A 26,930-nucleotide genomic window follows, 5' to 3' on the forward strand; every position below is an offset into this window, starting at 1 on the left:
GCGCACGTCACCGGCGCACGCGCCGCCCCGCCGTCGTACCCACCCGCTACCGTGGGCCGGATGAGCACCGAGGAGAAGTCCGCGGCCCCCCGGTCCCTCGCGGAGGCGCTCCGCGTCAGGGACGACGTCTCGCTGGCCGCCCTCCTGCGCAGCAGGCCCGACCTCGTCACGCCCGTCCCCACGGACCTCACGCAGCTCGCCACCCGGGCCGGCACCCGCGCCTCGGTGGTCCGCGCCCTGGAGCGGCTGGACCGGTTCGCGCTGCAGACGGCCGAGGCGCTGGCCGTGGCGGAGGACCCGGCGTCGTACGAGGAACTGCTCGGTCTCATGGCCGGTGACGAGGGGGACCCGGCCGTCTCCGCGGCCCTGCCCCGGGCCGTCGCCCTGCTGCGCGAGCAGGCCCTGGTGTGGGGCGCCGACGACCGGCTGCGGCTGGTGCGCACCGCCCGCGAGCTGCTCGCGCCGTCCGCGCAGCACCCTTCCCCGACGGGGCTTGGGCCGACCGTGCGGGAGGCGACGGCGGGGATGTCGCCGGGGCGGATCCAGGAGATCCTCGCGGCGGCCGGTCTCTCCTCGACCCATGACTCCGTCTCCGCCGTGACCGCGCTCGGCGGGCTGTTCACCGACCGGACGCGGATGGCGGCGCTCCTGGACGCCCTGCCCGGACCGTCCCGGGAGGTGCTGGAGCGGCTGATGTGGGGCCCGCCGTACGGGCAGGTCACGCATGATCCGGCGGCCCACCTGCGGGCGTTGCTGGACCGGGGTCTGCTGCTGCCGACGGCTCCCGGCACGGTCGTCCTGCCCCGGGAGGTCGCCCTTCATCTGCGCGGGGGCCGGGCGCACCGTACGACCGAGCCGGTGCCGCCGCCGGTGGAGGCGGCGGCCGCGCACCGTCCACAGGTTGTGGACGCCACGGCGGCCGGACAGGCGCTGGCCGCGCTGGCGACGGTGGAGGAGCTGCTGAAGGAGTGGGACGAGGGCGGTCCGGCGGTGCTGCGGGCCGGCGGGCTGAGCGTGCGCGACCTGAAGCGGACGGCCGTCGCCCTGGACGTGCCCGAGCCGGTCGCCGCCTTCTGGGTCGAACTGGCCTACGCGGCCGGGCTGATCGCCTCCGACGGGGAGGCCGACGAGCGGTACGCGGCGACCCCGGCGTACGACGAGTGGCGGGAGCTGCCGCCGGCCGAGCGCTGGGCGCGGCTGGCCGAGTCGTGGCTGACGGCCACCCGGACGCCGGGCGTGATCGGCGGGCGGGACGCGAAGGACCGCACGCTCTCGGCGCTCGGTCCGAACCTGGACCGCTCGGCGGCGCCGGAGGTGCGGCACCGGGTGCTGGCCCTGCTGGCCGGGCTGCCCGAGGGCGCCGCGCCCGACGCCGAGTCGGTGCTGGCCCGGCTGCGCTGGGAGCGGCCCCTGCGCGGGGCGCAGCAGCGGGACCAGGGGGGCCAAGGGGGCCAAGGGGGCCAGGGGGCCCAGGGGGAGGAAGACCTGCGCAGCCGGCTCGCCCGCTGGACGCTGTCCGAGGCCGAGTTGCTGGGCGTCACCGGGCGCGGTGCGCTGGCGGCGCCCGGCCGGGCCCTGATCGGGGCGCCCGAGCCCGTGCACCCGGCGGCGGAGCCCGAGCCCGAGGGTCCCGGCGACAAGCTTCCCGTGCACCACCACCGCACGCCCCCCGTGCCCGCCCCCGCGACCCCCGCCGAGCAGGCCGCCGCCACCGCGGCCGCCGCCCGGCTGCTCGCGCCGCTCTTCCCCGAGCCGCTGGACCACGTCCTGCTCCAGGCCGACCTGACGGCGGTGGCGCCGGGGCCTCTGGAGCGGGAGCTGGCCGATGTGCTCGGGGTGCTGGCGGACGTGGAGTCGAAGGGCGGGGCGACGGTCTACCGGTTCACGCCGGGCTCGGTGCGGCGCGCGCTGGACGCCGGGCAGAGCGCGGCCGACCTGCACGCCTTCCTCGCCCGGCACTCCCGCACGCCGGTGCCGCAGCCGTTGACGTACCTGATCGACGACGTGGCCCGGCGGCACGGGCGGCTGCGGGTGGGGGCGGCGTCGGCGTACGTGCGCTGCGACGACGACGCGACGCTGGACGAGATCCTGGCCGACAAGCGGGCCGCCGGGCTCGGGCTGCGCCGGCTGGCGCCGACCGTGCTGGCCGCGCAGGCCGACCCGGCGGCGCTGCTGGAGGGGCTGCGCGCGATGGGGTTCGCGCCGGCCGCGGAGTCCGCCGCCGGTGACGTGCTGATCGCCCGCGCCGACGCCCACCGCACCCCGCCGCGTGCGGCGCCGCAGCCGGTCCCGGACGGTCCGCCGGTGCCGGACGACACCCTGCTGACGGCCGCGGTGCGCGCCATCCGGGCCGGTGACCTGGCCTCCACGACCCCGCGCAAGCCGGGGCCGGGGGACGACGCGGGCGACGGCCCGGCCCGGTCGGGCGGCGAACTGCCCCGCACGGGCGCCGCCGAGACGCTCGCCACCGTGCAGGCGGCCGTGCTGACCGGCGAGGCGCTGTGGATCGGCTACGTGAACGCGGAGGGCGCCGCCAGCCAGCGCCTCATCGCCCCGATCCGGGTCGAGGGCGGCTTCGTGACGGCGTACGACCACACGGCGGACGAGGTGCGCACCTACCCGCTGCACCGGATCACGGGTGTGGCCGAACTCGCCGACGACGCGGGCTGAAGCGAGCCGACGCGCCCCTCCGCCACCTCCTGCGCGCCCCCTCTTCCGGGGGAACGGGCCGGATCATGCACGCCACGCCGGGTGATTAGCACCTGAGAGGGAGCTTTTTTCATAATCCGCATCGATTTTTCGGCGGTCGGGCAGCCACCGGGTGTCCTGCACACCGAACCGAAAGGAACCATCCGATGCGTGCCGTTCGTCGAGTCGCCACCGTCCTGACCTCCACCGCCGCGCTGATCGCGGCGTTCGCCGCCGAGGCCGCCGCGGTCGGCATCGACCTCGGTGGGGGCCTGACCCTCTGACCGCTCGCTGAGCTACGCGCTCACGTCCCCTGACGGCGGGCCGGGTCCCAGCCCCCCGGGCCCGGCCCGCTGCCCCAGGTCCTCCCGTCTCCTCCCCCCCCGCCAGTCTCCCGAAAGGCACCTCATGCGCTCCCAGCTCCCCGATCCGGACCGCGCCGCCCGTTCCGCCGTCGCCGTCTCCGTCGCCGCCCTGATCACCGCCGCCGCGCTGTTCGGCGCCCTCGCTCCCAAGGCCGCCGCCCTGCCCCTGCCGCTGCCGGCCACCGGTGTGGAGTCCCTGGTCACGGAGGGGGTCACGGTCGAGGGACCGCTGATCAACAACATCGCCCTGCGGTAGGCCGCCGGGACGATCAGGCACACTGGACTGTTGGCCGAGCCGTCGTCGGCCTCACGCACGCGAAAGGGTGCCGCCCGTGAATGGTCCGCTGATCGTCCAGTCCGACAAGACCCTGCTCCTCGAGGTCGACCACGAGCAGGCCGCCGACTGCCGTCGGGCCATCGCGCCCTTCGCGGAACTGGAGCGGGCCCCGGAGCACATCCACACCTACCGGGTGACGCCGCTGGGCCTGTGGAACGCGCGGGCGGCGGGCCACGACGCCGAGCAGGTCGTCGACGCGCTCGTCGAGTACAGCCGCTACCCGGTGCCGCACGCGCTGCTGGTCGACATCGCCGAGACGATGGACCGCTACGGCCGCCTCACCCTCTCCAAGCACCCGGCGCACGGACTGGTCCTGACGACCACCGACCGGCCGGTGCTGGAGGAGGTCCTGAAGTCGAAGCGGATCGCGCCGCTGGTCGGCGCCCGCATCGACCCCGACACGGTGGCCGTGCACCCCTCCGAGCGCGGCCAGATCAAGCAGACGCTGCTGAAGCTCGGCTGGCCCGCCGAGGACCTCGCCGGATACGTCGACGGCGAGGCGCACCCGATCGAGCTGGCCGAGGACGGCTGGGCGCTGCGCCCGTACCAGAAGCAGGCGGTGGAGAACTTCTGGCACGGCGGCAGCGGCGTCGTCGTCCTCCCCTGCGGCGCGGGCAAGACGCTGGTCGGCGCCGGTTCGATGGCGCAGGCGAAGTCGACGACCCTGATCCTGGTCACCAACACGGTCTCCGCCCGGCAGTGGAAGCACGAGCTGGTCAAGCGCACCTCGCTGACCGAGGACGAGATCGGCGAGTACAGCGGCACGAAGAAGGAGATCCGGCCGGTCACCATCGCCACGTACCAGGTGCTGACGACCCGGCGGAAGGGTGTCTACCCGCACCTGGAGCTGTTCGACTCCCGGGACTGGGGGCTGATCGTCTACGACGAGGTGCACCTGCTGCCGGCGCCGGTCTTCAAGTTCACCGCCGACCTCCAGGCGCGCCGCCGCCTCGGCCTGACCGCGACCCTGGTGCGCGAGGACGGCCGCGAGTCGGACGTGTTCTCCCTCATCGGGCCCAAGCGCTTCGACGCGCCCTGGAAGGAGATCGAGGCGCAGGGCTACATCGCGCCCGCCGACTGCGTGGAGGTCCGGGTCAATCTGACCGACTCGGAGCGGCTGGCGTACGCGACGGCCGAGGCGGAGGAGAAGTACCGCTTCTGCGCGACGACCGACACCAAGCGCAAGGTGACCGAGGCGATCGTGCGCCGCTTCGCCGGGCAGCAGATCCTCGTCATCGGCCAGTACATCGACCAGCTCGACGAACTGGGCGAGCACCTGGGCGCGCCGGTGATCAAGGGCGACACGTCCAACGCCCAGCGGGAGAAGCTCTTCGAGTCGTTCCGGCAGGGTGAGATCAGCGTGCTGGTCGTGTCGAAGGTCGCGAACTTCTCGATCGACCTTCCGGAGGCGACGGTCGCGATCCAGGTGTCGGGCACCTTCGGGTCGCGGCAGGAGGAGGCCCAGCGCCTGGGCCGGGTGCTGCGGCCGAAGGCCGACGGTCACCAGGCGCACTTCTACTCGGTGGTCGCCCGCGACACCCTCGACCAGGACTTCGCCGCCCACCGCCAGCGCTTCCTGGCGGAACAGGGCTACGCCTACCGGATCATGGACGCGGACGAGATCCTGAACTGACGCTCAGCGGCGGCGGACGCCTGCCTCCTCGCCGTACTCGCCGAGGATGACGACGTCGAAGGCGGCGCCCGCGAACACCCGCACGGCGCGCACGGCGTCGCCGAGCCGGTGCCGGTGGCTGCCGGCCACGGGCGTGGCACCGGACGCGCGGCCCGGTGCCGGGGCGGGGGAGATGGTTGCTGCGCTCATGTCTCCATGGTGCGACTGCCCACCCCCGACCGGCATCGGTCTGCGGGCCGAAGCCCCGCCGTCCCCCGCTACGACCGTGGAGGGAGCGCGTCCCCCGAGAGCGGGAGGCCCGAACCCCTAGGGGTCGGGCCGGGCGGAACGGCGGGGCACGGAAAAACCGTTGGCCCGCCTCCCGTCCGCTCCCCTACAATCTCCGCTCTTGCCCGCCTCCCCCAGGAGCGCCGCCGACCGGACGGAAACCGGCCGGTTCCCCGCGCGCGGAAACCGCGCCCACCCCACCGCAGGTCATCCGGAGGCACCCCCTTGTCCACGCCCGTCCACGACGACCCCCTCGCCAAGGAGCGCGCCCACCTCGCCGCCTCGCGTTCCGCCCTGCGCGCCATGCGGGAGGACGTCGAGTCCCTCGACATCACCGACGTCACCGCGAACTGGGTCAACGCCGCGGTGCTGGAGAGCCAGATCGAGGAGCGCATCAAGGCGCTCGCCGACCTGAGCGAGACCCCGCTCTTCTTCGGCCGGCTCGACTACCTGCACTCCCCCGGCGCCGAGCAGGCGGAGGGCGCGGAGGGGGAGCGCTTCTACGTCGGTCGCCGGCATGTGCACGACGCGGACGGCGACCCGATGGTGATCGACTGGCGCGCCCCGGTGTCGCAGCCGTTCTACCAGGCGTCGAAGAAGAACCCGCTGGACATCGCCCTGCGCCGCCGCTTCGGCTACACCGGCGGCGACCTCACGGCGTACGAGGACGAGCACCTGTCCGACCCCGACGAGGCGGCGACCACCAGCAAGCTGCTCCAGCAGGAGATCGAGCGGCCCCGCGTCGGTCCGATGCGGGACATCGTGGCGACCATCCAGCCCGAGCAGGACGAGATCGTGCGCGCCGGGCTGTCCGGGTCGGTCTGTGTGCAGGGCGGCCCCGGCACCGGCAAGACCGCCGTGGGCCTGCACCGGGTCGCCTACCTCCTCTACGCCCACCGCGAGCGTCTGGCCCGCACCGGCACCCTCGTCATCGGCCCCAACCGGTCCTTCCTGCACTACATCGAGCAGGTCCTGCCGGCCCTCGGCGAGCTGACGGTGCGCCAGGCGACCGTCGACGATCTGGTGGCGCACGTCGAGGTGCGGGGCACCGACGAGGCGACGGCGGCGGTGATCAAGGGCGACGCGCGGATGGCGCGGGTGCTGCGCCGTGCCCTGTACGCGCACGTCGTCATGCCCACCGAGGGCGTCGTGGTGGTGCGCGGCTCGCGCCGCTGGCGGGTGGCGGCGTACGAGCTGGAGGAGATCGTCCGCGAGCTGCTCGCCCGCGACATCCGCTACGGCGCCGCGCGCGAGGCGCTTCCGCAGCGCATCGCGCACGCCGTGCTGGTGCAGATGGAGCGGGCGGGCGAGGCGCCGGACGACCGGGTGCAGAACGCGGTGGCGCGCAACGCCGCCGTGAAGGCCGTGGTGAAGACCGTCTGGCCGCAGGTGGACCCCGCCAAGCTCGTCCTGCGCCTGCTGACCGACGCGGACTTCCTCGCCGAGCACGCCGAGGGCCTGCTCGGTGAGGAGGAGCAGAAGGCGGTGCTGTGGGTGAAGCCGGCCCGCTCGGTGAAGTCCGCCAGGTGGTCGCCCGCCGACGCCGTGCTGATCGACGAGGCGACCGACCTGATCGAGCGCACCCACTCCCTCGGGCATGTGGTCCTCGACGAGGCGCAGGACCTCTCCCCCATGCAGTACCGCGCGGTGGGCCGGCGCTGCTCCACCGGTTCGGTGACCGTCCTGGGCGACCTGGCGCAGGGCACCACCCCGTGGGCGACCCGGAGCTGGGAGGAGGCGCTGGCCCACCTGGGCAAGGAGGGGGCCGTGATCGAGGAGCTGACCGCCGGTTTCCGCGTGCCGACGGACGTGATCGCGTACGCCTCCCGGCTGCTGCCGCACATCGCGCCGGGGCTGACCCCGGTGGCGTCGATCCGTGAGAACCCGGGGTTCTTCGAGGTCCGTGAGACGGCCGACGGGACGGCGGACGTGGTGGCGGCGTGCCGCGAACTGCTGGAGCGGGAGGGCTCGGTGGGCCTGATCGCCGCCGACGCGCGCGTCCCGGAGGTGGCGGCGGCGCTCGGGGCGGCGGGGATGGGCCACGTCGGTCCCGGCGAGGAGACGACCCGGGCCACCCGCCTGACCCTGGTACCGGCCTCGCTGGCCAAGGGCCTGGAGTACGACTACGTGGTCCTGGACGAGCCGCGGGCCGTGGTCGACGGGGAGCCGGACGAGCGGACGGGGCTGCGACGGCTGTACGTCTGCCTGACCCGCGCGGTGTCCGGCCTGATCGTGACCCACGGGTCGGGACTGCCGCCGCAGCTCGCGTGATCCGCGGGCAGGCGTGCCTCCCCGTGTCCGAACGGCCTGGGAGGCACCCCCGGGGCGGCACGGGTGGGCGGTGGGGGCACCTCCCGCTCGAGCGAAGCCGAGAGTGGGGGAGGCACCCCGCGGCGCCGGGCCGCGCGAACCGCCCCCGCGAGCAGCGAGCGCCGGGGACCGCTCGGACGCCGCTCAGTCCCCCAGCACCCGCCGCCACTCCCCGACCGCCTCCGCCGAGACCGGCCCGTCCCATCCGGAGGGCCGTGCCGCCCCACCGATGTGGAAGCCGTCGATCCCCGCGTCCAGCAGCCCCGGCACGTGCTCCAGCCGCAGCCCGCCGCCCACCAGCAGCTGCTGCTCGTACCCCGGCTCCCCGCGCCGCCGCGCCTCGGCGAGCAGTACGGTCAGCCCGTCGTCCACCCCGCCGGCCGCCCCGGCCGTCAGATACGTGTCCAGCCCGGGAAAGTCCGCGAGCTGCTTGCGCAGGGCGTCCCGGTTCGCGGCGCGGTCGATCGCGCGGTGGAAGGTCCACCGGCACCCCTCCAGCACCCCGGCGACCCGTTCCACCGCACCGAGATCGACGTCGCCGTCCGCGTCGAGGAACCCGAGCACGAACTCCGTCGCCCCGGCCTCCCGCAGCCGCCCGGCGACCCCGACCAGCCGCTCGACGTCCCCGGCGGCGAAACCGTCCGCCAGCCGCAGCATCACCCGCAGGTCGATGTCGACGGCGGCGCGGATCGCGGCGACGGTCTCGGCCGACGGGGTGAGTCCGTCGGCCGCCATGTCGGTGACCAGTTCGAGGCGATCCGCGCCTCCGGCCTGGGCGGCGACGGCGTCCTCGACGTCGAGGGCGATCACCTCCAGGACTGCACGCTTGCTCATGGGACCCCATTCGTCGGCCTACTACAGGTCTAGTCCAATCCAAGACTACGCCCCGAAGCCCGGCCGGGACTCCCCCACGCCGCCTCCCGGCGCCGCTCAGCCCCCGAAGAGGTTCAGCTCCGCCGCCTCCACCCCGGCCAGCTCGTAGCCGTTCCCGTCCTCGACGGGCCGGCCGGCGTACAGCCGCACCAGCGTCGGCGCGTCCCCGATGAACCGGCCCGGCGGCCGCTCGCCGCTCGCCCCGCCCAGCTTCAGCGGCTCGTCCACGTCGTCGAGGTCGGCGTGGAGCGGCACATGGCCGCGGTCGCGGGTGAGCGTGCCCAGCAGCGCCAGCGCCTCCGGCAGTCCGCGCCCGGCGTACGCCCCCGGCTCGCCGAGGGCCACCCGTACGTCGCCCGCGTGTACCCACTCGCCCAGGGCCAGCATGTCCAGGACGCCGCCGGCGCGGCCGATCACCGGACCGGCCTCGGTCATGCCGCGTTCCAGCTCGTCGAGGATCCGGGCGTTGGTCCAGTCGGCGCGTTCGGCGATGTCCCGGTCGTTGGACTCGGGCGAGAAGACGCCTCGCTCGAAGCGGTTCTCCACCGCCCGCGTCAGCGCCGAGGAGCAGTGCGCCAGCACGTCCCGCACGGTCCAGCCGGGACACGCGGCCACCGGCAGCGCGAAGTCGGCGTCCGTCCGGGACCGCAGCAGCGGCAGCAGCTCGTCCCGCTCCGCGGCCAGCAGCCGCCCGGGCCGTTCGGGATCGCGTACGTCGTGCACGTCAGCAGGAGTCGTCATGACTCCACGTTAGGGGCGCGGCCGTCCCCGCGGTCAGTGTGCCGTGAGATCGTCCAGCTCGGCGGCGAACAGGAGCGCCGGGTCGAATCCCATGCCGGCGAAGTGACCGGCCAGCTCCAGCGACAGCACGCCGTGCAGCCGGGTCCAGAAGGACAGGGCCCGGTGGAGGGCGGCGGGGGGAGCCGGGTGCCCGCCCGCCCACTGCCGGTGGCCGTCGAGGTGCGCCTCGAACGCCGTCGGCCCCCCGCCCTCGTCCGCCGGCCCGGCGCAGGCGTCGAGGATGACGGCCATGGTCTCGGCGGCGATCTGGGTGACGTCGGCGGGCGCGTGGTAGCCCGGGACGGGGGTGCCGAAGACCAGGAAGTACCGCTGGGGGTCGGCCAGCGCCCAGGAGCGCATGGTGTGCGCAAGCCCGGCCAGGTCGGCGCCGGAACCGGCGGCTGTCCGGAAGGTGTCGGCGAGGCTGCGGTAGGCGTCCCTGACGAGTTCGGTGATCAGCTCGTCGCGGCCGGCGAAGTACCGGTAGAGCGCGGGCCCGCTCATCCCCATCCGCTTGGCGATCGCGTTGAGGGAGAGCGCGGACGCCCCCGCCGTGGCGATCTGCTCCCGGGCGTGCTCCTTGATCTCCGCGCGCACCTGGGCGCGGTAGCGCTCGCGCGGTGTCCCGGTGCCCGCCTGCGTCATGGTCCGCCGCCTCTCCGGTCCGCGTGGGTCCTGCGTGACTACAGAGTCAAGATTGAGTTAGAGGTTATCACCGCGGTCGCCGTCCTCCGCGCGGGGACAATGGGCCCATGGCCGACCTCGACGCCCTGCGCTCCCGCTTCGCCCGCGCCCTGGACGGGGCCCGCGGCCCCGGGGGCGGTCCGGACCCCGCGCCGTACGCCGACAACCTGCTCGCCCGCTGGCGGGAACCCCAGCGGCGCTACCACACGCTCGCGCACCTGACGGCGGTCCTGGACCACATCGACGTACTGGAGGAGCACGCCGACGACCCGGACGCGGTGCGGCTCGCCGCCTGGTTCCACGACGCGGTCTATCTGCCCGAGCGCTCGGAGAACGAGGAGCGCTCGGCCCGTCTCGCCGAGCGCGCCCTGCCCGAGGCCGGCGTCCCGGCGGACCGGACCGCCGAGGTGGCCCGCCTGGTCCGCCTCACCGTCACCCACGCCCCGGCCGAGGACGACCGGGACGGGCAGGTGCTGTGCGACGCCGACCTCGCGATCCTCGCCTCGCCCCCGTCGGCGTACGCCGCGTACACGGCGGCCGTACGGCAGGAGTACCACTTCGTGCCGGACGACGCCTTCCGCGAGGGCCGCGCCGCCATCCTGCGCCGACTCCTCGCGCTGCCCGCTCTCTTCCACACCCCGCACGGCCGCCGCGCGTGGGAGGCGACCGCCCGCTACAACCTCACCGGCGAGCTGGAAATGCTGTCGCCGGGCGGGGAGGCCGCGACGTAGCCTGCCCCGCATGCTGACCTTGGGCGGGGAACAGGTGGAGGAGGCCGTCGCGGGCGCCGTGGCGCTGCTGCGGACGGCGACGGACCGGGACTGGACGGCGGTGCGGGCCGGCCGGCTGGACTGGGACTGCCGGCGCACGGCCGAGCACATCGCGAGCGACCTCATCGCCTACGCGGGCCAGCTCGCCGGCCGTGCCACCCGGGCGTACGTCCCGTTCGAGATCACGCTCGACGACGGCACCGACAACGAGGGGTGCCTGCACGTCATCGAGACGACGGGCGCCCTGCTCGCGGCGGCCGTCCGCACCACGCCGCGCGAGGTCCGCGCCTTCCACCCGTACCCCTTCCGCAGCGCGGACCGCGAAGGCTTCGCCGCGATGGGGATCACCGAGGTGCTGGTCCACACGCACGACATCGCCGAGGGCCTGGGCCTCGCCCACGAGCCGCCCGCCGGGCTCTGCGCGGACGTGCTCGCCCGCCTCTTCCCGCACGTCCGCCCCGGCCCCGACCCCTGGCGCACCCTGCTGTGGGCCACCGGCCGCGGCGACCTGCCCGGACGCCCGGCGGTCACCGAGTGGCGCTGGCGCAACAACCTGGTGATCGACGCCGAACGCCTCACCCTCCAGGGCGTCACCCCCGCGTCCGCCGCCGACCTGGCCGCGGGCGGCGACGGCGGGTTCGCGTGGGTCGACAGCGGCCCCTACCAGGGCACCCGGGACGCCGCCGGGATGCTGCTGAAGGCGTACGAGGCGGGCACGCACCGGCCGGAGTGGGGTGTCTTCGTCCTCGTGCGGAGCGAGGACGGCCGCGCGGTCGGCGCCATGGGCTTCCACGGGCCACCGGACGAGGAGGGGCGGGCCGAGATCGGCTACGACCTCGCCGAGGACGCCCGCGGCATGGGCTACGCCACCGAGGCGCTGCGCGCGCTGTCGGCCTGGTCGCCGGCGCGGCGCGACGGCACCGTCCTGCGCGCGAAGATCGACCGGGCCAACCTCCGCTCACAGGCGGTCGTCACCCGGGCCGGCTACCGCCTGGTCGCCGAGGACGAGGACCTGCTCACCTACGAGCTGCGCGACTGAGCGTCGGCGCCCGCGCCCTTGCGCCGCCGCAGTCCCGCCCCGTGCAGCAGCCGCACCACCTCGCGGCTGCTCACCTCCCGCGCGCCGGCCGACACCGCGTCGGCGTACCGCTGCGCGGGGATGTCGTAGTGGTCCCGCTCGAAGGCGCGGCGGGGCACGCCCAGCGCCTCGGCGAACGCGTGCAGTTCGGCGAAGGAGACGTCGCTGACCAGGTGCGACCACAGACGGCCGTGGCCCGGCCAGGTCGGCGGATCGATGTAGACGGTCACCGGCTCGTCCCCGTCCGGCTCACGACGGCCGCGGGCCGGCGCCGGCCGTGCCCAGCGAGCCGACCGCCGCCACCTTCACGCCCGCCTTGCCGCACACCCAGTGCGGGTCGGGTCCCAACTCCGGCTCGACGTCCAGCGCGTGGGGGTCGCCGGAGCCGCACACCGGGCACAGCGGCCAGCGTCCGTACCGCTCCAGCAGCGCGTCCTGCACGTCCTGCGCGACCAGCCCGGCCACGAACTCGGCGCCCTCGGGCCACTGCTCGACCCACCAGCGACGCTGCGCGACGGACTCCTCCACCAGGGACACGACGTCCGGCTCGGCGACCTGGCCCGCCACCAGATCGGCGAGCACCAGGGCGCGTGCGGCGTGCAGCGCCTGCTCCAGGGGGCTGATGGGGTCCATGCACCCATTGTGCGCACTCTTGACCCACGGACCGAAACGAAAATATCTTTCATGAGTGACCGATGAAGTGAAGGAAACTTTCGCCTCACCTCCCGCACCGGGCGCGCTGGCGGCCAAGGTGCGCACGCTGTCACCGTCGATGACCCGTTCCATGCAGCGGGTCGCCGAGGCCGTCGCGGGCGACCCGGCCGGCTGCGCGGCCCTCACGGTCACCGGCCTCGCGGAGCTGACCGGCACCAGCGAGGCGACGGTCGTCCGCACCGCCCGGCTGCTCGGCTACCCCGGCTACCGGGACCTGCGCCTCGCCCTCGCCGGCCTCGCCGCCCAGCAGCAGTCCGGCCGCGCGCCCGCCATCACCACCGACATCGCGGTCGACGACCCGATCGCCGACGTCGTGGCCAAGCTCGCCTACGACGAGCAGCAGACCCTCGCCGACACCGCCGCGGGTCTGGACACGGTCCAGCTCGGCGCGGCCGTCACCGCGCTCGCCGCGGCCCGCCGCACCGACGTGTACGGCATCGGCGCCTCCGGGCTGGTCGCCCAGGACCTCACCCAGAAACTGCTGCGCATAGGGCTGATAGCCCACGCGCCCGGCGACCCGCACCTCGCCGTCACCAACGCGGTGCAGTTGCGGTCCGGGGACGTCGCCATCGCGATCACGCACTCCGGTTCGACCGGGGACGTGATCGAACCGCTGCGGGTCGCCTTCGAGCGCGGCGCGACGACCGTCGCCGTCACCGGGCGTCCCGACAGCCCCGTCACCCAGTACGCCGACCACGTGCTGACCACGTCGACCTCCCGGGAGAGCGAGCTGCGGCCCGCGGCGATGTCGTCGCGGACGAGTCAGCTGCTGGTGGTGGACTGCCTGTTCGTGGGGGTGGCGCAGCGGACGTACGAACAGGCCGCGCCGGCTCTGGCCGCGTCCTACGAGGCGTTGGCCCATCGGCACGGGGCGCGCGGGAGACCGTAGGGGTTGATCGGCGTGGGCGGCCGCGGACCGTATGTGGCCGGTCGCGCAGTTCCCCGCGGCCCCCAGGACGCTGCACCGCCCGGCATCGAGATCGAACCGAAAGAGCTGCACCCATGACCTCCACCCCCCACCACCCCGACCTGCGCTCCCAGTTGGAGACGCTGACCACCGAGGCGTTCCGGCCCGAGCTGGCCGAGATCGACCAGTCACCCACCCTGGACATCGCCCGCGTGATGAACGGCGAGGACGCCGCCGTGGCCGCCGCCGTCGCCGAGCGGCTGCCGGAGATCGCCGCCGCCGTCGACGCCGTCGCCGCCCGGATGGCGCGCGGCGGGCGGCTGATCTACGCGGGCGCCGGCACCGCCGGCCGGCTCGGTGTGCTGGACGCCTCGGAGTGCCCGCCCACCTTCAACACCGCCCCCGGGCAGGTCGTCGGCCTGATCGCGGGCGGCGCGGAGGCCATGGTGACCTCCGTGGAGGGCGCCGAGGACTCCGCCGAGCTGGCCCGGGCCGATCTGGACGCCCTCGGTCTCACCGCCGACGACTCGGTGGTCGGCGTCTCCGCGTCCGGCCGCACGCCCTACGCCGTCGGCGCCGTCGAGCACGCCCGCGCGCGGGGGGCCCTGACCGTCGGGCTGGCGTGCAACCGGGGCAGCGCCCTGGCCGCCGCCGCCGAGCACGGCGTCGAGGTCGTCACCGGTCCCGAGCTGATCACCGGATCGACCCGGCTGAAGGCCGGTACGGCGCAGAAGCTGGTCCTGAACATGATCTCGACGATCACCATGATCCGGCTCGGCAAGACCTACGGGAACCTGATGGTGGACGTCCGCGCCTCCAACGAGAAGCTGCGGGCCCGCTCCCGCCGCATCGTCGCCCTGGCGACCGGCGCCCCCGACGACGCGATCGAGCGGGCCCTGACCGCGACCGACGGCGAGGTCAAGCACGCGATCCTGACCCTGCTGGCCGACGTGGACGGCCCGACGGCCGCCCGCCTTCTGGAGGACTCCGGCGGCCACCTGCGCGCCGCGCTGGCGGCGGCGCGGGGCTGACCGCACGCTCGGAGGGTGATCAAGGACCCCCACGCCACGGCCGCCGCCCTCCTCCCCCTGGTCGGCGGCCCCGCCAACGTCACCTCCGTCGCCCACTGCATGACCCGCCTGCGCCTGGGATTGGCCGACCGCTCCCGGGTGGACGACGAGGCGCTGCGGGCGGTGCCCGGGGTGCTGGGGGTGGTGGAGGACGGCGCCTCGTACCAGGTGGTGCTGGGCCCGGGGGTGGTCGGCCGGGTGACGGCGGCCTTCGAGGCGCTGCTCGCGGCCGGGGGGACCGGCACGGCGGACGACCGGGCGGACGGCGACGGGAGGTACGGCGACGGGGAGGACGGCGGGAAGACCGCCGGGGCGGACGACGCGTCGGTCACCCCCGCCGTCGCCCCGGCGGTCACCCCGGCGGCCGACACGACGGCCGACACGGCGGACGCCCTCGCCCGGCGCGGCGCCGAGCTGAAGGCCCGGCAGAAGGCCCGCAACGCGACCCCGCTCAAGACGGCCCTGCGCCGCGTCGCGGACATCTTCGTCCCCCTCATCCCCGCACTGATCGGCTGCGGCATCGTCGCCGGCATCGCGGGCCTGCTGACCAATCTGCGCTGGCTCCCCGGTCTGACCCCCGCCCTGACCGCCCTCTCCTCCGCCTTCATGGCGCTGATCGCGGTGTTCGTCGGCCACAACACGGCCAGGGAGTTCGGCGGCACGCCCGTGCTGGGCGGCGCGGTCGCCGCCGTCGTCGTCTACCCGGGGGTCGCGAAGGTGACGGCCTTCGGGACGGCCCTCGCCCCCGGCCAGGGCGGCGTCCTCGGCGCGCTGGCGGCCGCCGTGCTCGGCACGTACGTCGAGAAGTGGTGCCGCGCCCGCCTCCCCGGCACCCTGGACGTCCTGCTCACGCCGACCCTCACCGTCCTGGTCTCCGGCCTGCTCACCCTCTACGTCCTCATGTACGCGGCCGGGGAGGTCGCCACGGCCATCGGCACGGCGGCGGACTGGCTCCTGACGACCACGGGCGCCCTGGCCGGCCTGATCCTCGGCGGCCTCTTCCTCCCCCTGGTGATGCTCGGCCTCCACCAGGCCCTCATCCCCATCCACACCACCCTGATCGAGCAGCAGGGCCACACCGTCCTGCTGCCCATCCTGGCCATGGCGGGCGCGGGCCAGGTCGGCGCGGCGGCGGCGGTCTACGTCCGTCTGCGCCACGACACCTCCCTGCGCACGACGATCCGGTCGGCGCTCCCGGCCGGTCTCCTCGGCGTCGGCGAACCGCTGATCTACGGCGTCTCCCTGCCCCTCGGCCGCCCCTTCCTCACCGCGTGCGTGGGCGGCGCGGCGGGCGGCGCCTTCGTCGGCCTCTTCGCGATGCTCGGCACGGAGGTGGGCGCGACGGCGATCGGCCCGTCCGGCTGGGCGCTGTTCCCGCTCCTCGCGGGCGGCGGCTGGGCGGTGACGGCGGGGGTGTACGGCGGCGGGCTGCTCACCGGGTACGCGGTGGGCTTCCTGGCGACGTACTTCTTCGGTCTGCCCGACGGCGCGGGACGCCCCGTGTGCGACCCTGAGAAACATGAACCACGCCCAGCTGACCGCCCTGGGCCGCGCCCTGCGTCTCCTCGGTGAGCACGGCGAGGCCCTGGGCACCGACACACCGGACGCCAAGCTGCACGAGGTCCGCGCGGACCTGAAGCGGGCGCTGGACCTGCTGGAGGAGAGCGTCGAGTCGACGGCCCCCAGCACCCGCTGCCCCGAGCACCCGAACGGCCCGGTCGACAAGGCGGCCCCCGACCTGTGCCTGCTGTGCGAGACCCGCCGCCGCTCCGCGCGCCGCGTCGAGTACAACGGGGGGCCGCTCCCGGCCCGGCCCGCGACCGAGCCGGTCCCGTCCCGCTACGGCGTCCGGGGCGAGCGCCCCCAGCCCCAGCAGCGCTGGCTGCCGGAGCTGTGGAACGGCCAGGCGTGGCAGCTGTGCGGCACCCCGCGCCGGGACCGCCGCGAGGCCGAGCTGTACATCGCCGCCCAGCTGCGGGCGCCCCGCGCGGCGATGGCGTACCGGCTGGTCCACGAGTTCACGGACTACGAGGTGCTGCGGGTGTGGGGGACGCCGGTACGGGTGGACATCGAGCCGATGGGCGGCGCCTGACCGCCCCTTCGGCTGCGCGGCGCGGTCTCAGGGCGGCGTCGGCTTCCCGGGTGGTGCCGGGGCGGCCCTGCGGCCGGCGATCACCGCGCAGGCTCCGGCCAGCCCGTAGACGAGGCAGACCCCGCCCACCAGACCGTCCTTCGACGCCTTCGCCTCCTGGGCCTTGCGCTGCTGGTCGTAGCTCCGGGTGCCCTGCGACCGGCCGTCCGCGAAGTCGTACAGGTCGCAGGTCTCGCCCGGTTTCATCGGGCCGGAGCGTTCCGCGTCCCCGTACTCCTCGATGATGCCGTCGCACCGGGGCGTGCCGTCCTCGGTCGCGGCCCCGGCCAGCAGGTACGCGCCGAAGACGGCCGGGAGGAGGAACAGACCGAGCAGGAGCCCCCGGAACCGCACCGCCTCAGCCCAGCAGCGGCAGTGCCGCGAACTCGTGGCTCTCCCACAGCCGCCGGGACGCCTCCTCCGGGTAGGGCGCGACGACCGGCTCCGCGTCCAGGACCTGGACGAGGCGCCGCTCGGTGTCGTACGCCGGCCAGCCGGGGTCGCCGGTGCGGGCGAAGGCGGTCCAGGAGGAACGGAAGCGGGAGGACAGGGCCCGCGCCTCGGCGGACGGTTCGGCGCCCTCGAAGAGGAGCAGGCCGAGGTCGGCCCGGAAGGTGCCGAAGAGCAGGGGCACGTCCAGGGCGTGGCAGGCGCCGAGGGCACCGCCGTTGCCGGGAGCCGGCCAGGTCAGCTCGTAGACGTGGGAGCGGCCGCCGCCCGCGAGGTGGGCCTCGGCCAGGTGCAGGGACGGCATGGCGAACAGCCAGTCGGTCTGGACGCGTTCGTACAGGTCGTTCGCGGACCAGCCGGGGTAGGCGGCGCGGTAGGCCGCCTCGCCGCCCGGCGCGTAGAGCCGCAGCGCCTTGGCCGCGCGCTCCTCGGAGATCTCGCCCAGCTTCCCCGCCATGGCGGTGAACAGACGGTTCTCGTCCCGGTTGTGGCCGACGACCAGGGCGACGTCCCGGGACGCCCCGGACGCCAGCGCCTGCCACGGCGTCCGGGGCAGCACGTCGCCGTCGACGACCGGCGAGTACGGGGTGACCGTGGGCGCGGCCTGCCCCCAGCGGTCGACGTACTGGGGCATCCGGGGGGCGAGTGTCTGGCCCGCCTTGACCAGCTGGTCCGGGGCCACGGCGGCCAGGTCGGCGACGGTGGGGCGCAGGCCCAGCTCGGCGGCGAGGACGGTGCCGATGTCGCGGGCGAGTTCGTCGGAGAAGAAGGTGCCCGGCACGCTCTGGGCGACGGCCCGGTGGAAGAGGCCCGCGGCACGGGGCACGGCCAGCAGGGAGGCCACGGAACCGGCGCCCGCGGACTCGCCGAAGACCGTGACCTGCCCGGGGTCGCCGCCGAACGCGGTGATGTTGTCCCGCACCCACTCCAGCGCGGCCACCTGGTCCAGCAGGCCGCGGTTGGCGGGGGCGCCCTCGATGCGGGCGAAGCCCTCCATGCCGACGCGGTAGTTGAGGGTGACGACGACGAGGTCGCCGTCCTCGGCGATGCGGCGGGCGTCGTAGCCGGGGCTGCCGGAGTGGCCGAGCCGGTAGGCGCCGCCGTAGATCCAGACCATGACCGGGCGCCGGGCGGCCGGGTCGGGGGCGGGGGTCCAGACGTTGACGGTGAGCCAGTCGTCGCCCTCGGGGAGGGCGGCGGGCGGGCCCGCGATCCCCGTGTCCTGCGGGGGCGGCGGGCCGAAGGCGAACGCCTCGCGCACGCCGTCCCACGGGCGGGCGGGGCGCGGGGCGGCGAACCGGGCCTCGCCGACCGGCGGTTCGGCGAACGGGATGCCGCGGAAGACGGTCAGTCCGTCCTCCCGGCGTCCGCGCACCGCACCGGCGGCGGTGCGCACCACGGGTTCCGGAACCTCGGGGTCGGTCATGGATCACTCCCTCACTGGACGCCGCTGGACGTACGTACGGCAGTAGTTGGTGATCCCACGGACCTTACGCCGCGGTGCGCCGCCGGTGCGGGCCGGGTCAGCTGAGGGTCTTCAGCGACGCCGCGTCGAAGGGCGTCAGTTCGCCGAAGCGGCCGGACAGGACCTTCCGTGCCCACTGCGGGTCCTGGAGCAGCGCCCGGCCGACGGCGACGAGGTCGAACTCGTCGCGCTCCATGCGGTCCAGCAGGTTGTCGAGGCTGCCCAGCGCGGCGCCCTCGCCCTGGAAGGACTGGGTGAACTCGCCCTCCAGGCCCACCGAGCCGACGGTGATGGCGGTCTTGCCGGTGAGCTTCTTGGTCCAGCCGGCGAGGTTGAGGTCGGAGTCGTCGAACTCGGGCTGCCAGTAGCGGCGCGTGGAGGCGTGGAAGGCGTCGACGCCGGCCGAGGCGAGCGGGGCGAGGATCGCCTCCAGCTCCTCGGGGGTCTCGGCGAGACGGGCGTCGTAGGCGTCCTGCTTCCACTGCGAGTAGCGGAAGATCACCGGGAACTCCGGGGAGACCTTCTCGCGTACGGCGGCCACGATCTCGGCGGCGAAGCGGGTGCGGGAGACCGGGTCGCCGCCGTAGGCGTCGGTGCGGCGGTTGGTGCCCGCCCACAGGAACTGGTCGACGAGGTAGCCGTGGGCGCCGTGGATCTCCACGCCGTCGAAGCCGATGCGCTCGGCGTCGGCGGCGGCCCGGGCGAAGGCGCCGATGACGTCGTCCAGGTCGCGCTGGGTCATCGCCTTGCCGGTGACCTCGTCCTCGCCGATGCGCAGACCGGAGGGGCCGACGGCGGGAGCCTCGGGGAAGGGCTGGTCGCCCTGCTTGCGGACCATGCCGATGTGCCAGAGCTGGGGCACGATGGTGCCGCCCGCCGCGTGCACCGCCTCGGCGACCTTCGCCCAGCCGGCCAGCTGCTCCTCGCCGTGGAAGCGCGGCACGCGGTCGCTCTGCCCGGCGGAGTCGTGACCGACGTAGGTGCCCTCGGTGACGATCAGGCCGACGCCCGCTGCGGCACGGCGGGAGTAGTACGAGACCACGTCCTCGCCGGGGATGCCGCCCGGGGAGAACATCCGGGTCATCGGGGCCATCGCGATGCGGTTGGGGACGGTCAGGCCGTTGATGGTGGCCGGGCGGGCGAGGATCTGGGCGGCGCGCGAGGCGGCGTCGGCGGCGGTGACGGTCACGTGGGGGCTCCTCTGGAGGTACCGGTCAGTATGTGCATGCGCATGAACCTGCCCGGCACAACCGGAACCCCCGCCCCGCCCATTCCGACCGCCCGCCATCAGTGGCGCAGGTCACAATCCGACCCGGTGCGCGGCCCCGCGGGTCCCGGAAACGCCCGAGGGCGGCACCCCCCTGTCGGGGAGTGCCGCCCTCGGTCCGTACGGGACGGCCGATCAACCGGAACCGGTCGATCAGAAGTCCATGTCACCGCCCGGCATGCCGCCCGGAGCACCGGCGGCGGCGGCCTTCTCCGGCTTGTCGGCGATGACGGCCTCGGTGGTGAGGAACAGCGCGGCGATGGAGGCGGCGTTCTGCAGCGCGGAACGGGTCACCTTCGCCGGGTCGATGATGCCCTCGGCGATCATGTCGACGTACTCACCGGTCGCGGCGTTCAGGCCGTGGCCGACGGTCAGGTTGCGGACCTTCTCCACGACGACGCCGCCCTCGAGACCACCGTTGACGGCGATCTGCTTCAGCGGGGCCTCCAGGGCGAGCTTCACGGCGTTGGCGCCGGTCGCCTCGTCACCCGTCAGCTCCAGCTTCTCGAAGACCTGGGAGGCCTGGAGCAGGGCCACGCCACCACCGGCGACGATGCCCTCCTCGACGGCCGCCTTCGCGTTGCGGACGGCGTCCTCGATGCGGTGCTTGCGCTCCTTGAGCTCGACCTCGGTGGCGGCACCGGCCTTGATGACGGCCACGCCGCCGGCCAGCTTCGCCAGGCGCTCCTGGAGCTTCTCGCGGTCGTAGTCCGAGTCGCTGTTCTCGATCTCGGCGCGGATCTGGTTGACGCGGCCGTTGACCTGGTCGGTCGAGCCGGCGCCGTCGACGATGGTGGTCTCGTCCTTGGTGATGACGACCTTGCGGGCGCGGCCCAGGAGGTCCAGGGTCGCGTTCTCCAGCTTGAGGCCGACCTCCTCGGAGATGACCTCGCCGCCCGTGAGGATGGCGATGTCGCCGAGCATGGCCTTGCGGCGGTCGCCGAAGCCCGGGGCCTTGACGGCGACGGACTTGAAGGTGCCGCGGATCTTGTTGACGACCAGGGTCGACAGGGCCTCGCCCTCGACGTCCTCGGCGATGATCAGCAGCGGCTTGCCCGACTGCATGACCTTCTCCAGGAGCGGGAGCAGGTCCTTGACGTTGGAGATCTTGGAGTTGGCGATCAGGATGTACGGGTCGTCGAGGACGGCCTCCATACGCTCCATGTCGGTGGCGAAGTACGCCGAGATGTAGCCCTTGTCGAAGCGCATACCCTCGGTGAGCTCCAGCTCCAGACCGAAGGTCTGGGACTCCTCGACGGTGATGACGCCTTCCTTGCCGACCTTGTCCATGGCCTCGGCGATCAGCTCGCCGATCTGGGTGTCGGCGGCGGAGATGGAGGCCGTGGAGGCGATCTGCTCCTTGGTCTCGACGTCCTTCGCCTGCTCCAGCAGGGCGGCGGAGACGGCCTCGACGGCCTTCTCGATACCGCGCTTCAGGGCCATCGGGTTGGCGCCGGCCGCGACGTTGCGCAGACCTTCCTTGACCAGGGCCTGGGCGAGAACGGTCGCCGTGGTCGTACCGTCACCGGCGACGTCGTCCGTCTTCTTGGCGACTTCCTTGACCAGCTCGGCGCCGATCTTCTCGTACGGGTCCTCGAGCTCGATCTCCTTGGCGATGGAGACGCCGTCGTTGGTGATCGTGGGCGCGCCCCACTTCTTCTCGAGGACGACGTTGCGGCCCTTGGGGCCGAGCGTCACCTTGACGGCGTCCGCGAGCTGGTTCATGCCGCGCTCGAGGCCGCGCCGCGCCTCCTCGTCGAACGCGATGATCTTGGCCATGTGAAGTGGTCCCTCCAGGACTGGGGGTGATTCCTTCGGACCGCGCCCGCGCCCGCGACGGACGGCTCGCCGGCCTCGTGGTTCCTTCCCCACCCGGCCCGCGGGCCTCACCGACCCGGTCCTTCGTTGTCACTCTCACCTTCAGAGTGCTAACGCCAATGATTAGCACTCGCCCCCATCGAGTGCAAGCGCCTCCGGGGGATCCGACCCCTCGGTCAGCCACCCGCGAACAAGGGACGGGCAGGCCGAAGGGCCCGCACCCCGGCTGGGGTGCGGGCCCTTCGGAGAAGAACCGTTCGCTTGCGGTGGCCGAACGTCTCAGGCGCTGAGGCGGACCATGTCGGCCTGCGGGCCCTTCTGACCCTGCGAGATCTCGAACTCGACCCGCTGGCCTTCTTCGAGGGTGCGGTAACCGTCCATCTGGATCGCGCTGTAGTGGACGAAAACATCCGCACCACCGTCGACCGCGATGAAGCCGTACCCCTTCTCCGCGTTGAACCACTTGACGGTGCCCTGAGCCATGCCTAACTCCCCTATTACTGGCCCTTGCACAGATCCACACTTCGCGGACCCGGGTCAGACCTCACCCCCCAACGACTGGGGGCGTGCGCCGGAACGCGTCGACCGCGGCTGAATGTATCTGTCCAACTGCCGTCTGCAACAGGTCAATCGGACGAGAAATCTGGACGCACCCGGCCCGGAATATGGCGAACTTTCGCCTGAATTCGGGTCAAGTCGGGTGACGCAAAGGGCACAAAAGCCGCGAAATACGCTCACACTTTGGCTGCATCTTGTCGGACGCAAAGCAGGAATTCAGGGATCCGGATCTGTCGATCGGGAGCGCGTTCCCCAACTCTACCGCGCTCAATCACATGGAATTGCCCCCTCCGTTTCTCTCACGGAGGGGGCAATGGGCACTACGAGGCGTGTCAGCCGCCGGCGACCGCCGGGATGATGGAGACGCCCGCGCCGTCCGGCGTCGCGGTCTCCAGGCCCTGCTCGAAGCGGACGTCGTCGTCGTTGACGTAGACGTTGACGAAGCGGCGCAGCTTGCCCTGGTCGTCCAGGACGCGGGCGGCGATGCCGGTGTGGTTCTTCTCCAGGTCGGCGATGACCTCGCCGAGGTTGGCGCCGTCGGCGCTGACCTCGGCCTGCCCGCCCGTGTAGGTGCGCAGGATGGTCGGGATACGAACGGTCACGCTCATGCGAGGCCAGCCTCTCGGAAGGAGTCCAGGTTGGGTCGGATGGTGGCGGTGAGGCCGGTGCCGGCCACCGCGTCGAGGGTCTTGAGGCCGTCGCCGGTGTTGAGGACGACGGTCGTCTTCGACGGGTCGAGCAGGCCGCTCTCGACGAGCTTCCTGGTCACGCCCACCGTCACGCCGCCGGCGGTCTCCGCGAAGATGCCCTCGGTGCGGGCGAGCAGCTTGATGGCGTCGACGACCTGCTCGTCGGTCACGTCCTCCACCGCACCGCCCGTGCGGCGCGCGATGTCGAGGACGTACGGCCCGTCCGCCGGGTTGCCGATCGCCAGCGACTTGGCGATGGTGTCCGGCTTCTGCGGGCGTACGACGTCGTGCCCGGCCTTGTACGCGGTGGACACCGGCGAGCAGCCCTCGGCCTGGGCGCCGAAGATCTTGTACGGCTTGTCCTCGACCAGCCCGAGCTTGATCAGCTCCTGCAGACCCTTGTCGATCTTCGTGAGCTGGGAGCCGGACGCGATCGGGACGACGATCTGGTCGGGCAGCTTCCAGCCGAGCTGCTCGCAGATCTCGTAGGCGAGGGTCTTGGAGCCCTCCGCGTAGTACGGCCGCAGGTTGACGTTGACGAAGCCCCAGCCCTCGCCGGCCGGGTCGCCGATCAGTTCGGAGCAGAAGCGGTTCACGTCGTCGTAGTTGCCCTCGATGCCGACCAGCTCACCGCCGTAGACGGCGGCCATGACGACCTTGCCCTGCTCCAGGTCGTGCGGGATGAACACGCAGGAGCGGAAGCCGGCGCGGGCGGCGGCGGCGCCGACGGCGCCGGCCAGGTTGCCGGTGGAGGAGCAGGAGAGGGTGGTGAAGCCGAAGGCGCGGGCGGCCTCCAGGGCCTGGGCGACGACGCGGTCCTTGAAGGAGTGCGTCGGGTTGCCGGAGTCGTCCTTGACGAAGAGCTTGCCGGCCTCGACACCCAGCTCGCGGGCGAGGTTGTCGGCCTTGACCAGCTTGGTCCAGCCCGGGTTGATGTTCGGCTTGGTCGCCACGTCGGCGGGGACGGGCAGCAGCGGCGCGTAGCGCCAGATGTTCGCGGGGCCCGCCTCGATCCGCTTCCGCAGCTCCTCGGCGTCGTACGAGGAGAAGTCGTAGGCGATCTCCAGCGGGCCGAAACACTCCTCGCAGGCGAAGACCGGGCCGAGCGGCACGCGGTGACCGCATTCGCGGCAGGAGAGCGCCGCGGCGGGACCGAGGTCGACCGGGGAGGCGGCGGAGGGGGTGGGAGCGGTGGTGTCGGTGGTGCTTTCGACAGTCTGCACAGCCATGTGAGGCGAGGCCCTTTCTCCTCATCTTCCTCACGACGCATCTCGCCGTGAGACGGATTTGGCACCTTCCCTAGCCGGGAGCCTCGCCACGTCCGTGTGACAAGAACCGACTGGAGGGTTGCCGGGGCTTCATCGGGCCGTATCCCTCTGCCCCTCTGGATGAGCGGTGTTCAGTTGTTGATCTGTTGGTCGCAGGTCACGCGGCGACCCCGGCATGCGATGGTCACCCGCGTTGTTCAAGACTGTAACCGACGGCCATGACTGTTGAGATAGTCGTCCGAACCGCGAGATGGATCACAGAGGGAGCCTTTGACCGTGCTGGATGAAGTCGAGCGCTGGCTGGCCGCACGCTCCTGGTCCGTGACGGACCGGCCCCTCCAGCAGCTCCTGGCCGCCAAGCAGGCCGGCGGCCAGACGGTCAGCGTGGTGCTGCCCGCCCTCGACGAGGAGGAGACCGTCGGCGAGATCGTCTCGGTGATCCGCCGGGAGCTGATGGAGCGGGTCGCGCTCGTCGACGAACTGCTGGTGGTGGACTCCGGCTCGCGGGACCGCACGTCGGCGGTGGCCGCGGCGGCCGGCGCCCGGGTCGTGCACCGGGACGCGATCCTGCCGCGCGTCCCCGCGGTACCGGGCAAGGGCGAGGTGCTGTGGCGCTCGCTGCTGGTCACCGGCGGCGACATCGTCTGCTTCGTCGACGCCGACCTGCGCGAGTTCCGCGCCGACTTCGTCTCCGGCATCGTGGGCCCGCTCCTCACCGACCCGGACGTGCACCTGGTCAAGGCCATGTACGACCGTCCGCTCGGCGCGGCCCCCGGTCAGGGCGGCCGGGTCACGGAGCTGATGGCCCGCCCGCTGCTCAACATGCACTGGCCGCGGCTGGCCGGCTTCGTCCAGCCGCTCGGCGGCGAGTACGCGGCCCGCCGCTCCCTGCTCGAACGGCTCCCCTTCCCCGTCGGCTACGGCGTCGAGCTGGGGATGCTGGTCGACGCCCTGCACCTGGTGGGCCTGGACGCCCTCGCCCAGGTCGACGTCGGCGTCCGCAGACACCGGCACCAGGACGGCCAGGCACTGGGCCGCATGTCCGCCGCCATCTACCGCACCGCCCAGCTCCGACTGGCCCGCGGCCACCTGGTCCGCCCCACCCTCACCCAGTTCGAACGCGGCGCCGAGGGCTTCGAGCCGCGCACGTACTCCGTGGACACGGAGGAACGCCCTCCGATGATCCAGATAGCGGAGTACGCGACCCGACGGGTCGCGTGACGCCGGGACACCTCGACCGACGACGCCGTCCGGCCGGCGCCGGGTGTGACCGAATCGGCGCCGAAGTGGTCGGTGGGCACGTTTGAGGTTTTCGGGGCCGGGCTAGGTTGAGGCGTATGGCTGCAAGCTTCGGTGCTGCTCAGGTGCTGGTCGCCTCCAATCGGGGGCCTGTCTCGTACGAGGTGCGGGAGGACGGTTCGCTCGACGCCAAACGGGGCGGGGGCGGGCTGGTCTCCGGACTGTCGGCCATCGGGCCGGACGCGGGGGCGCTGTGGGTGTGCTCCGCGCTGGGGGACGGCGACCGCGAGGCGGTGCGGCGCGGGGTCGGCGAGGACGGCGTGCGGATGCTGGACGTGCCGGCCGACGTGCACGCGGACGCGTACAACGGGATCGCGAACTCGGTGCTGTGGTTCGTGCACCACATGCTGTACCAGACACCGCTGGAGCCGGTCTTCGACGCGGAGTTCCGGCTGCAGTGGGCCTCCTACGAGAAGTACAACCGGGCCTTCGCCGAGGCGCTGGCCGAGGAGGCCGCCGAGGGCGCGGTCGCGATCGTGCAGGACTACCACCTGACGCTGGTGCCGGGGATGCTCCGCGAGCTGCGGCCGGACCTGCGGATCGGCCACTTCTCGCACACGCCCTGGGCGCCGGTCGACTACTTCCGGCTGCTGCCCGACGACATCGCCGAGCAGGTGCTGCGGGGGATGCTGGGCGCGGACCGGCTGGGGTTCCTCACCCGGCGCTGGGCGGACGCGTTCACCGCGTGCTGTGACGCGCTGGTGGGCGGGGTCGGCGACACCCGGATCGGGGTGCACGGGCTGGGAGCGGACGCGGACTTCCTGCGGGAGCGGTCGCACCGGGCCGACGTGGACGAGCGGATGGCCGCGCTGCGCGAGGAGATCGGCACGGCGCCCGAGGGCGGGGCGCGCCGCACCATCGTGCGGGTGGACCGGACCGAGCTGTCCAAGAACATCGTGCGGGGGCTGCTGGCCTACCGGGAACTGCTGGCGGGGCGGCCGGAGTGGCGGGAGCGGGTCGTGCACGTCGCGTTCGCCTACCCGTCGCGGCAGGACCTCGCCGTGTACCGGGACTACACCGCCGAGGTGCAGCGGGTGGCGGAGTCGATCAACGAGGAGTTCGGTACGGCGGGGTGGACCCCGGTCGTGCTGCACGTGAAGGACGACTTCGCGCGGTCGCTCGCGGCGTACCGGCTGGCGGACGTGGCGCTGGTCAACCCCGTCCGGGACGGGATGAACCTCGTCGCGAAGGAGGTGCCGGTCGTCTCCGACGAGGGGTGCGTGCTGGTGCTGTCGCGGGAGGCGGGCGCGTACGAGGAGCTGGGCGAGGACTCGGTGGTGGTGAATCCGTACGACGTCTCCGGGACGGCGGAGGCTCTGCACGAGGCGTTGTCGGTGGGGGCCGGGGAGCGGGCCGAGCGGTCGAAGCGGCTGGCCGCGGCGGGGACCGCCCTGCCGCCGGGGCAGTGGTTCCTCGAGCAGCTGAGGGCGTTGCGGGACTGAGCGAGGGGGCCGCACCCCGCGTCACGGGGTGCGGCCCGCGCCCACACGTGCCTCCCCCGCCGCAGGC

25 protein-coding genes and 1 riboswitch are annotated in these 26,930 nt (G+C 73.6%); of the genes, 12 read left to right on the forward strand and 13 right to left on the reverse strand.

Translation table 11 applies throughout. The features are described from left to right. Positions 1–60 precede the first annotated feature (60 nt). From ACFZP7_RS15785 to ACFZP7_RS15795, 3 genes are all read left to right on the forward strand, one after another. A complete protein-coding gene (locus ACFZP7_RS15785) occupies positions 61–2,670 on the forward strand; it encodes a helicase C-terminal domain-containing protein (protein WP_385634656.1) in 2,610 nt (869 codons plus the stop codon). A gap of 426 nt (positions 2,671–3,096) precedes the next feature. Next, complete coding sequence (locus tag ACFZP7_RS15790; protein ID WP_019326629.1) at positions 3,097–3,309, forward strand: hypothetical protein; 213 nt, start codon at positions 3,097–3,099, stop codon at positions 3,307–3,309. A 76-nt stretch (positions 3,310–3,385) separates the two neighbouring features. Then, complete coding sequence (locus tag ACFZP7_RS15795) at positions 3,386–5,023, forward strand: DNA repair helicase XPB (RefSeq protein WP_019326630.1); 1,638 nt, start codon at positions 3,386–3,388, stop codon at positions 5,021–5,023. 3 nt (positions 5,024–5,026) lie between these two features. Here ACFZP7_RS15795 and ACFZP7_RS15800 read toward each other — a convergent pair whose 3' ends face one another. Then, entirely contained in the window at positions 5,027–5,212 is a 186-nt protein-coding gene (locus ACFZP7_RS15800; protein WP_007390268.1) for a hypothetical protein, read from the reverse strand. Between the two features lie 303 nt (positions 5,213–5,515). Between ACFZP7_RS15800 and ACFZP7_RS15805 the strand changes: the two genes are divergently transcribed. Then, positions 5,516–7,561, forward strand: coding sequence for an AAA family ATPase (locus ACFZP7_RS15805; RefSeq protein WP_125770585.1), 2,046 nt, complete (start codon positions 5,516–5,518; stop codon positions 7,559–7,561). A gap of 183 nt (positions 7,562–7,744) precedes the next feature. On the opposite strand, the gene ACFZP7_RS15810 is transcribed toward ACFZP7_RS15805, so the two are convergent. From ACFZP7_RS15810 to ACFZP7_RS15820, 3 genes are all read right to left on the reverse strand, one after another. Continuing rightward, positions 7,745–8,434 (reverse strand): copper homeostasis protein CutC, encoded by a 690-nt coding sequence (locus ACFZP7_RS15810; protein ID WP_062131711.1) that lies wholly within the window; start codon positions 8,432–8,434, stop codon positions 7,745–7,747. 96 nt (positions 8,435–8,530) lie between these two features. Beyond that, positions 8,531–9,214: a maleylpyruvate isomerase family mycothiol-dependent enzyme gene (locus tag ACFZP7_RS15815; RefSeq protein ID WP_031016150.1), complete on the reverse strand. Its 684-nt coding sequence runs from the start codon at positions 9,212–9,214 to the stop codon at positions 8,531–8,533. A 33-nt stretch (positions 9,215–9,247) separates the two neighbouring features. Then, positions 9,248–9,898: a TetR/AcrR family transcriptional regulator gene (locus ACFZP7_RS15820; protein WP_385634657.1), complete on the reverse strand. Its 651-nt coding sequence runs from the start codon at positions 9,896–9,898 to the stop codon at positions 9,248–9,250. Between the two features lie 107 nt (positions 9,899–10,005). Between ACFZP7_RS15820 and ACFZP7_RS15825 the strand changes: the two genes are divergently transcribed. After that, complete coding sequence (locus ACFZP7_RS15825) at positions 10,006–10,668, forward strand: hypothetical protein (RefSeq protein ID WP_031016151.1); 663 nt, start codon at positions 10,006–10,008, stop codon at positions 10,666–10,668. 10 nt (positions 10,669–10,678) lie between these two features. Further along, entirely contained in the window at positions 10,679–11,746 is a 1,068-nt protein-coding gene (locus ACFZP7_RS15830) for a GNAT family N-acetyltransferase (RefSeq protein ID WP_019326637.1), read from the forward strand. Here the strand turns inward: ACFZP7_RS15830 and ACFZP7_RS15835 are convergent. Together ACFZP7_RS15835 and ACFZP7_RS15840 are read right to left on the reverse strand one after the other, a co-directional pair. After that, on the reverse strand, positions 11,728–12,015 hold the full coding sequence (locus ACFZP7_RS15835; RefSeq protein WP_019326638.1) for a DUF4031 domain-containing protein: 288 nt from the start codon (positions 12,013–12,015) through the stop codon (positions 11,728–11,730). The two genes, ACFZP7_RS15830 and ACFZP7_RS15835, sit on opposite strands and share 19 nt — an antisense overlap. Positions 12,016–12,034: 19 nt before the next feature. Next, positions 12,035–12,418: a hypothetical protein gene (locus tag ACFZP7_RS15840; RefSeq protein WP_019326639.1), complete on the reverse strand. Its 384-nt coding sequence runs from the start codon at positions 12,416–12,418 to the stop codon at positions 12,035–12,037. A gap of 55 nt (positions 12,419–12,473) precedes the next feature. Here ACFZP7_RS15840 and ACFZP7_RS15845 point away from each other — a divergent pair, with 55 nt between their 5' ends. From ACFZP7_RS15845 to ACFZP7_RS15860, 4 genes are all read left to right on the forward strand, one after another. Further along, positions 12,474–13,388 (forward strand): MurR/RpiR family transcriptional regulator, encoded by a 915-nt coding sequence (locus ACFZP7_RS15845; protein ID WP_046248910.1) that lies wholly within the window; start codon positions 12,474–12,476, stop codon positions 13,386–13,388. 113 nt (positions 13,389–13,501) lie between these two features. Continuing rightward, positions 13,502–14,437 carry an N-acetylmuramic acid 6-phosphate etherase gene (murQ, locus tag ACFZP7_RS15850; protein ID WP_031016154.1) on the forward strand — a complete coding sequence of 312 codons (936 nt, stop codon included), beginning with the start codon at positions 13,502–13,504 and terminating at the stop codon, positions 14,435–14,437. A gap of 15 nt (positions 14,438–14,452) precedes the next feature. Further along, on the forward strand, positions 14,453–16,048 hold the full coding sequence (locus tag ACFZP7_RS15855) for a PTS transporter subunit EIIC (RefSeq protein ID WP_385634658.1): 1,596 nt from the start codon (positions 14,453–14,455) through the stop codon (positions 16,046–16,048). Further along, positions 15,996–16,568: a hypothetical protein gene (locus ACFZP7_RS15860; protein ID WP_031016156.1), complete on the forward strand. Its 573-nt coding sequence runs from the start codon at positions 15,996–15,998 to the stop codon at positions 16,566–16,568. Before ACFZP7_RS15855 ends, ACFZP7_RS15860 begins: the two co-directional genes overlap by 53 nt. 27 nt (positions 16,569–16,595) lie before the next feature. Here ACFZP7_RS15860 and ACFZP7_RS15865 read toward each other — a convergent pair whose 3' ends face one another. The 7 genes from ACFZP7_RS15865 to thrC all read right to left on the reverse strand — a co-directional run bounded on the left by ACFZP7_RS15865 (position 16,596) and on the right by thrC (position 24,083). Further along, positions 16,596–16,961, reverse strand: a complete 366-nt coding sequence (locus ACFZP7_RS15865) for a hypothetical protein (protein WP_164289446.1) — start codon at positions 16,959–16,961, stop codon at positions 16,596–16,598. Positions 16,962–16,965: 4 nt separating this feature from the next. Beyond that, complete coding sequence (locus ACFZP7_RS15870) at positions 16,966–18,483, reverse strand: carboxylesterase/lipase family protein (RefSeq protein WP_046248912.1); 1,518 nt, start codon at positions 18,481–18,483, stop codon at positions 16,966–16,968. A 97-nt stretch (positions 18,484–18,580) separates the two neighbouring features. Next, complete coding sequence (locus tag ACFZP7_RS15875; protein ID WP_385634659.1) at positions 18,581–19,711, reverse strand: NADH:flavin oxidoreductase; 1,131 nt, start codon at positions 19,709–19,711, stop codon at positions 18,581–18,583. A gap of 231 nt (positions 19,712–19,942) precedes the next feature. Continuing rightward, the gene (groL, locus tag ACFZP7_RS15880) at positions 19,943–21,568 is read right to left on the reverse strand and encodes a chaperonin GroEL (protein ID WP_019326648.1); all 1,626 of its coding nucleotides are present in this window, start codon (positions 21,566–21,568) and stop codon (positions 19,943–19,945) included. Between the two features lie 318 nt (positions 21,569–21,886). After that, positions 21,887–22,090 carry a cold-shock protein gene (locus tag ACFZP7_RS15885; protein WP_004929928.1) on the reverse strand — a complete coding sequence of 68 codons (204 nt, stop codon included), beginning with the start codon at positions 22,088–22,090 and terminating at the stop codon, positions 21,887–21,889. Positions 22,091–22,497: 407 nt separating this feature from the next. After that, positions 22,498–22,773, reverse strand: a complete 276-nt coding sequence (locus ACFZP7_RS15890; protein ID WP_019326649.1) for a MoaD/ThiS family protein — start codon at positions 22,771–22,773, stop codon at positions 22,498–22,500. Beyond that, positions 22,770–24,083, reverse strand: a complete 1,314-nt coding sequence (gene thrC / locus ACFZP7_RS15895) for a threonine synthase (protein ID WP_030978736.1) — start codon at positions 24,081–24,083, stop codon at positions 22,770–22,772. The genes ACFZP7_RS15890 and thrC overlap by 4 nt, the downstream gene beginning before the upstream one ends. An 18-nt stretch (positions 24,084–24,101) precedes the next feature. Next, positions 24,102–24,249: riboswitch (SAM riboswitch) on the reverse strand. Between the two features lie 149 nt (positions 24,250–24,398). On the opposite strand from thrC, the gene ACFZP7_RS15900 reads away from it, so the two are divergent. Both ACFZP7_RS15900 and ACFZP7_RS15905 read left to right on the forward strand, forming a co-directional pair. After that, entirely contained in the window at positions 24,399–25,343 is a 945-nt protein-coding gene (locus ACFZP7_RS15900; protein ID WP_046248920.1) for a glucosyl-3-phosphoglycerate synthase, read from the forward strand. Between the two features lie 116 nt (positions 25,344–25,459). Next, a complete protein-coding gene (locus tag ACFZP7_RS15905; RefSeq protein ID WP_029393627.1) occupies positions 25,460–26,863 on the forward strand; it encodes a trehalose-6-phosphate synthase in 1,404 nt (467 codons plus the stop codon). Positions 26,864–26,930 lie beyond the last annotated feature (67 nt).

Origin of the sequence: Streptomyces sp. SudanB5_2050, assembly GCF_964272335.1 — a bacterium.
GTDB classification, from domain to species: Bacteria; Actinomycetota; Actinomycetes; order Streptomycetales; family Streptomycetaceae; genus Streptomyces; species Streptomyces rochei.